The following is a 6,554-nucleotide window of genomic DNA, read 5'->3' on the forward strand; positions in this document are numbered from 1 at the left end:
TCCTTCCTGTAACTTAGCTAAAACCTGTGCCATATTACCTGATAATAGCGCATTGACGTCTAACCATAAACCTGGGAAAAATTGACTTTTCAGACAACCCGACTCATCTATCTGTTGTAGCTGATAGCGTCCTTCAAAGAGTACATACCAGCGAAATTCTGACCCATCAACCAGCCAGACTAAATATTCCCTTACACCATTACGGCGATAGGCGTGTAGCTTATCGTGGAGGTCTTTTGAGGCGCTACTGGCTGCAATTTCTACAATCAATTCTGGCGGTCCTTCTATATAATCATCCTCACTAATGCGCGACTGTCCCCCCGCCGCCTCTTCCATACGCAATAAAGCGTCTGGTTGGGGTTCATTATCCATGTCTAGGCGAACACTTGCGTTATCCGCCACTTGAGTCTCTGGTGTAGAAGCTGCATAAACTTGTAACCAAGTGATGATTTTGGCGTGAGGGTCGGCGTGTTGTCGGACTCTAACAGGGGATGTCATATAAACGACTCCTTCCACTAATTCAGCCTTTTTTATATCCGGTAGCAAACTATAGCGACGCTCAAATTCTACCATCGATAAGCGATCGCCATTTTCCAAAGTTGGGAGAATTGTTTGAGAAACTGATGGAGTATAATTCATAACATCACCTAACCATTAAAGTTTATTATTTATTATAGCTATCCGCGATCGCCTTTCCAGCCACTTCCGCCATGTTAGGGATTGATTGACAATCTTTGTACAAATTCCTGATATTCTGAGGTAGCTATTCCTTCCTGTAACTTAGCTAAAACCTGTGCCATATTACCCGATAATAGTGCATTGACATCTAACCATAAACCTGGGAAAAATTGACTTTTCAGACAACCCGACTCATCTATCTGTTGTAGCTGATAGCGTCCTTCAAAGAGTACATACCAGCGAAATTCTGACCCATCAACCAGCCAGACTAAATATTCCCTTACACCATTACGGCGATAGGCGTGTAGCTTATCGTGGAGGTCTTTTGAGGCGCTACTGGCTGCAATTTCTACAATCAATTCTGGCGGTCCTTCTATATAATCATCCTCACTAATGCGCGACTGTCCCCCCGCCGCCTCTTCCATACGCAATAAAGCGTCTGGTTGGGGTTCATTATCCATGTCTAGGCGAACACTGGTGTTGTCACAAACCATAATGTTAGGTGTAAAACTGCGGTAGAAAACCAGCCAACCAATAACATCACTATGAGGTTTTCCGTGTTGTCGGACTCTAACAGGGGATGTCATATAAACGACTCCTTCCACTAATTCAGCCTTTTTTATATCCGGTAGCAAACTATAGCGACGCTCAAATTCTACCATCGATAAGCGATCGCCATTTTCCAAAGTTGGGAGAATTGTTTGAGAAACTGATGGAGTATAATTCATAACATCACCTAACCATTAAAGTCTATTATTTATTATAGCTATCATAGCCCGATACCGCTGATCATGAATTAGCAAATAGGTAATTTACCCGATCGCACAGCGTGTATATATTCACTACCAGAATCCGGCCATCCACGCCGATCCGAGGCTTCTCCTGGCTGTCCCCAACCCAATTGTAACAACATCTCCAAGAAATGGGATTTTTCCCACTTCCAAACACAAGCCCACTCTGTCCTTTGGGCGATCGCATCTATATCAGAACCCTTTATTTGGCGGTGATTTTTCCCCCCATTAAGACTCAAATATAAATCCATATTTTCCGTCACCCGATACCAGAAATCAATCAACCTATCCTTAGCCTGTTTGAGAATTTCCAAATCTTCAGGTAAAGCAATTAGTTGTTCTCCAATCATCGGATAATCTAGGATAATTTCTGCCACTTGTATCTGTCGCCACACAATCCCAGACACCTGATTTTCCCGTTGATATTCATGAACCGCCGCCTTAAAATCTTGATAGGCGGTAAACTTCTGAATAGCATCAGGTTTCAAAAAGTGATCAATCACCGGATTTCCCACCCCAGGAGTCGCCTTTAAATTCAGGCGTTTACCATTTAGACAAGCCTTTTTCTCATCTTGTAAAATGCGTAGCAGTTCCTGTGTAGTATAAACTTTGGACATGGAAACTATCCCCTAAAAGGCAGCGGGAGGCAGTCCATAATAATTAGTAATTAACTATTAATTAACCCCTCCCGTAACTCCTCATTTACTAAGCAGACTGATTATCAATTACCTGATTTTCTTGGCGTAGATAGGCTTGAATAAACCCATCCAATTCACCATTCATCACATCATTAATAGCCGTGGTTTCCTCACCCGTCCGCAAATCTTTAACCATCTGATAGGGATGAAATACATAGTTGCGGATTTGATTTCCCCAAGCCGCCTCTACCAGGTCGCCGCGAATTTCTGCGATCGCCTGCGCCCTTTGTTCCTGCGCCACTACCAATAACTTAGCTTTCAGTAAAGCCATAGCCTTTTCCCGGTTTTGTAGTTGGCTACGTTCCTGGGTACAACGAACCGCTATCCCCGTCGGAATATGAACTATGCGGACTGCTGTTTCCACCTTATTAACATTCTGACCACCCTTTCCCCCAGCGCGAGACGTGGTAATTTCCAGGTCCTTTTCCGGGATATCTAAATTTATAGCCCCTTCATCCAGAATCGGCATGATTTCCACTCCCGCGAAACTGGTCTGGCGTTTACCATTGGCGTTAAATGGGGAAATTCTGACCAGGCGATGGGTTCCCTTTTCCGCCTTTAAATAGCCATAGGCGTAGGGTCCCTCCATTTCCAAAGTAGCAGATTTAATCCCCGCCTCGTCTCCTTCGGAAAGTTCCGCCAGGTGGACCTTATAGCCTTGGGCTTCCCCCCAACGGGTGTACATTCTTAATAGCATTTCCGCCCAGTCTTGGGCATCTGTACCCCCCGCTCCAGCGTTAATCGTCAAAACCGCCCCACTGCGATCGTAGGGACCCGATAGGAGTTGTTGTAATTCCCAGCGATCGATATCCCGACCGAGATGGACTACATTAGACTCAGCCTCCTGTCGTAGGGACTCATCGTCCTCTAACTCTAGTAACTCTGCGATCGCCCCAGTATCTTCCAGCGTCTTTCGCCAGTCTTGCTGTTGTTGCAAAACCGATTTAAGGTCACTCAAAGTCTGGAGAGTCTTTTGCGCCTGGGTTTGATCATCCCAAAAGTTCGGTTGGGCCGCTAATTGTTCTAAGTCTTGAATTTTAGCTTCAATCGCTGGTACGTCAAAGATACTCCTGGGTTTTACCCAGGCGGTCTGCCAACAATTCTATTTCTCGTTTAATGTCTGCCACTTCCATTGCGATCGTTACACACTCAGCACAGTATGTAGCGATTATAGCGCTATTTGCTAATCAGAAACAGTCAAAAACCCGGTAATGATGTCCCACAGACTCACTACCGGGTTGGTACGCCAATATGAATATATACCTAGTGATTTTTAGTAGATGCCTATTTTTTGCTGTGGGGGTCCGTTTACAAAACCCCCTCGGAACCGAAAACCAATCTCAGAACCCGACCCTACACAGCCTTAATGTGACAAGTGATTTGGCGAATACAAATATAATTAACCCTGATATTTAATCTATCGCCTAGTTTTGGAAGCTGAGTAAAGATTCTATCGTAGTCAAGCCAGGTGGCTGGAACAATAGTATTGTTCCTACTAGACCTAATGTCTAGCTTTTGCGAGAGATGGCTTTTTGACCAATCATCACACCACCAAGGGCTACCAAACCTAACAGGGTTCCCGGTTCGGGAATTTCTGTTCTGCCGTTGCTGCTGGAGGTATCAAACACATACAGAGTCGCGTGAGACAAGCCAGGTCCTCCTGTTTCCCAGTTTAAATCATTTAATTGGTCGATCCCGTTAAACAGATAAGCCGCAAAACCGTTACCACCTTTAAGCACAAAGGCAAAGTTAGAATCTTTGAGGCTATCATCGAAAAAGGTCATGGTTCCGACACCTTCAGCAGCTTCGGGATCATCATCACGAGCGCTGGTGATGGTGAAAAAGGCGTTAGAACCACTGCTGTCATCAACTTTGTAGTCGTCTAGTCTAAAACCATCGATTACTGTTTTACCAAACATAGATTCAATGGCAGAAACATTGTCATTTCCAGAACTATCTTGGCAGACGTAAGTTAATCCCGCAAACAAATTGTCTTGGCAAGTCGTAACGTTGCCACCGCCACCACCGCCAGAGTTGCCACCGCCAGAGTTGCCACCGCCAGAGTTGCCACCGCCAGAGTTGCCACCGCCAGAGTTGCCACCGCCGCCAGAGTTGCCAGGGTTGGCAGGTCTTTGGGCCATGGCATCCGGTGCAAAGGTGGACACTAAGCCAGTGGCTAAAACTGCGGCAGTTACTATATTTAATAATTTAACTTTCATCTTGGCTCTCCAAAAATCTAGGTTGGACTAGGCTGGAAACATGGCGCTTGTTTCCCTATCTGTTCACCATTATACCCAACACTACCAGAGCCGTCCTCAGTGTTTGCACTGATTTACAGGATCTTTACATAATGCTCACATTTACTTTAAGTTTTTGTTAAGTAAAGTATCCGCCATCAAATCTTATCATTTATAGATGTAATATGGTCAATAATTGACGCTAATAGATATTATCGGTTTATTTAAACTTCTTTAATTGCGGAAATTCTAGTTATACTAACTAACTATAGTCGAATTTTCTATGATTCCCGTGAACTTAACCCCCAGAGTCTGACTCTCCACAGAAAACAGAAGAAACCGGAACATGAGACAACCCGGCAATTAGCCTTAAAGACCATACCACCGGGTTATTATCCCTAGTTTTTGAAGCTCAGTAGATATCCTAGTTTATCTAGCTTTTGCGAGAGATGGCTTTTTGACCAACCATCATACCACCAAGAGCCACTAAACCTAACAGGGTTACAGGTTCAGGAACTTGTGTTCCGGGAGTAGTCGGGGTGTCGAACACATACAGAGTGGCGTGAGACAGACCAGGGCCACCAGTAGACCAGCTTAAATTACTTAGTTGGCTAATACCGTTGAACATATAAGCTGCATAGCCGTTACCACCTTTAATCACAAAGGCAAAGGTTTTATTAGCCAGTGCGGGATCTAGGAGGTCCAGGGTTCCGACACCTTCACCAGTGCTGGTGATTGTGAAAAACTCGGTAGAACCACTGCTGGCATTAACTTTGTAATCGCTAACTACTTCTTTTTCAAATAGGGCTGCAATGCGAGTAGCATTGTCATTTCCAGCGGGTCCACCAGATACTTGCCGACACTCTTCAAACAAACCACCAAAAATATTATCTTGACAAACAGCGGGGTTGCCAGGTTGAGCCATGGCATTGGGTGCTAGGGTGGACACTAAGCCAGTGGCTAACACTGTGGCTGTGGCGATATTTAAAAATCTAACTTTCATTTCCGTCCTCCAAAAATATAAATTTAACTAAGCACTAAACACGAGGGAATCGTGTTTTAATATAGTAATTATTATACAGGAGATGACCCATTATTTCTTCGGTGTTTCTACGGATTTACACTATCTTTACATAAGGTTTACAAGGGCTTTATGACTTTAGGAAAATTAGCTCCAGAGCATAAAATATTGTTAGCTATAGACCAAAAATGATTAAAAATTTACTGTTGTGGATTAGATCGGATTTTGGGAGGCGGGGCTAATTTTGAGTGAGTGAGAGTAGCTCGATAAGGCACGATTTTCTACCATTGAGGTGAAGTTAACCCCCTGAGTTTTACATCATGGGAGAAAGTACCCTGGATCAGAACCCCAAAGTTACCTAATCCCATGGGGTCAATGAGGGAATGTAAAGCCTCCCGCCGCCGTAATACTTGGGAAATTTTTGGGCTTTCGGAAACGGTGGCTATACGATCGCCTAATCCCAAAGCCATCAAAAATAAAGCCTGTTGGGTAAAGCCGATGGTTTGGAGTCCGAGCGATCGCCCTTTTTGTTGTAAAGCGGTAAAATCCACATGGGCGGTTATATCCTGTTGACCTATGTAGATATAGGGGTCATTATGATGGCGATGTTGATAGTAACATTGTAGGGTTCCTTCCCGGCGGGTCGGACTATAAAGGCGATCGGCACTATAGCCATAATCAATAGTTAGCACAAATCCCCGCTGCAACTTCCTAGCGACAGTTTCCATCCACTCTAAAGCGGCTAGATTAACCTCAGTCCGGTAACCTTCGGGGTAAGCATCGGATAATAAATCAATACGACTAGCCGAAAATAGTCAGCCAGTTGGGGGGTGGAAAGTTCCCCGACTACTTCTGCTAGTTGAAAATTAGGAGATTTCCCGGTAGTGGTTACATAAATTTCCTGTAATTGATTATCCTGGCGGGTGACTAAATGCACCGGGAAAGCGTCGATTAATTCGTTGGAGAAAAAACAGCCAGTAATTGAATGGTTGGCAATTTCATCTAAATCACACCAACGGATTTGGGTAAAGGGTGCGCCCCATTGCTGAAAGCGCCGCTGTTGTTCGGTTTTTAGTCGCCGGGATTTTTCGGCGATCGCATAATCTAAGACCCGGACAACTTGAGGATA

The 6,554-nt window shown here is 44.5% G+C and carries 8 protein-coding genes; all 8 read right to left on the bottom strand.

Going from position 1 to position 6,554, the window contains the following annotated elements; translation table 11 throughout:
• Positions 1-639: Uma2 family endonuclease (locus B9T16_RS24335; protein WP_410245985.1), on the bottom strand; the 639-nt coding region annotated here is incomplete at its 3' end.
• A gap of 74 nt (positions 640-713) precedes the next feature.
• Positions 714-1,406: a Uma2 family endonuclease gene (locus tag B9T16_RS24340; RefSeq protein ID WP_035737833.1), complete on the bottom strand. Its 693-nt coding sequence runs from the start codon at positions 1,404-1,406 to the stop codon at positions 714-716.
• A gap of 68 nt (positions 1,407-1,474) precedes the next feature.
• Positions 1,475-2,086 (bottom strand): hypothetical protein, encoded by a 612-nt coding sequence (locus tag B9T16_RS24345; protein WP_317271276.1) that lies wholly within the window; start codon positions 2,084-2,086, stop codon positions 1,475-1,477.
• Positions 2,087-2,174: 88 nt separating this feature from the next.
• A protein-coding gene (gene prfB, locus B9T16_RS24350) for a peptide chain release factor 2 (RefSeq protein WP_126277584.1) occupies positions 2,175-3,300 on the bottom strand; the annotation gives its coding sequence in 2 pieces (ribosomal slippage) (positions 2,175-3,227 and positions 3,229-3,300; 1,125 coding nt in all).
• 375 nt (positions 3,301-3,675) lie between these two features.
• Complete coding sequence (locus B9T16_RS24355; RefSeq protein WP_410245986.1) at positions 3,676-4,386, bottom strand: PEP-CTERM sorting domain-containing protein; 711 nt, start codon at positions 4,384-4,386, stop codon at positions 3,676-3,678.
• A 451-nt stretch (positions 4,387-4,837) separates the two neighbouring features.
• A complete protein-coding gene (locus B9T16_RS24360; protein WP_006619310.1) occupies positions 4,838-5,407 on the bottom strand; it encodes a PEP-CTERM sorting domain-containing protein in 570 nt (189 codons plus the stop codon).
• Positions 5,408-5,706: 299 nt separating this feature from the next.
• On the bottom strand, positions 5,707-6,153 hold the full coding sequence (locus tag B9T16_RS24365) for an SAM-dependent methyltransferase (RefSeq protein ID WP_410245987.1): 447 nt from the start codon (positions 6,151-6,153) through the stop codon (positions 5,707-5,709).
• Positions 6,154-6,167: 14 nt separating this feature from the next.
• Positions 6,168-6,554, bottom strand: a 387-nt coding sequence (locus B9T16_RS24370; RefSeq protein ID WP_410245988.1) for an SAM-dependent methyltransferase, incomplete at its 5' end; no start/stop codon positions are given.

It is taken from the genome of Arthrospira sp. PCC 8006, from assembly GCF_046480465.1.
GTDB lineage: Bacteria > Cyanobacteriota > Cyanobacteriia > Cyanobacteriales > Microcoleaceae > Limnospira > Limnospira platensis.

Excerpts from the sequence above, each read along its gene's own strand:
- B9T16_RS24340 (WP_035737833.1), bottom strand. The coding sequence starts at position 1,406 with ATGAATTATACTCCATCAGTTTCTCAAACAATTCTCCCAACTTTGGAA.
- B9T16_RS24345 (WP_317271276.1), bottom strand. The coding sequence starts at position 2,086 with ATGTCCAAAGTTTATACTACACAGGAACTGCTACGCATTTTACAAGAT.
- B9T16_RS24355 (WP_410245986.1), bottom strand. The coding sequence starts at position 4,386 with ATGAAAGTTAAATTATTAAATATAGTAACTGCCGCAGTTTTAGCCACT.
- B9T16_RS24360 (WP_006619310.1), bottom strand. The coding sequence starts at position 5,407 with ATGAAAGTTAGATTTTTAAATATCGCCACAGCCACAGTGTTAGCCACT.
- B9T16_RS24365 (WP_410245987.1), bottom strand. The coding sequence starts at position 6,153 with ATGGAAACTGTCGCTAGGAAGTTGCAGCGGGGATTTGTGCTAACTATT.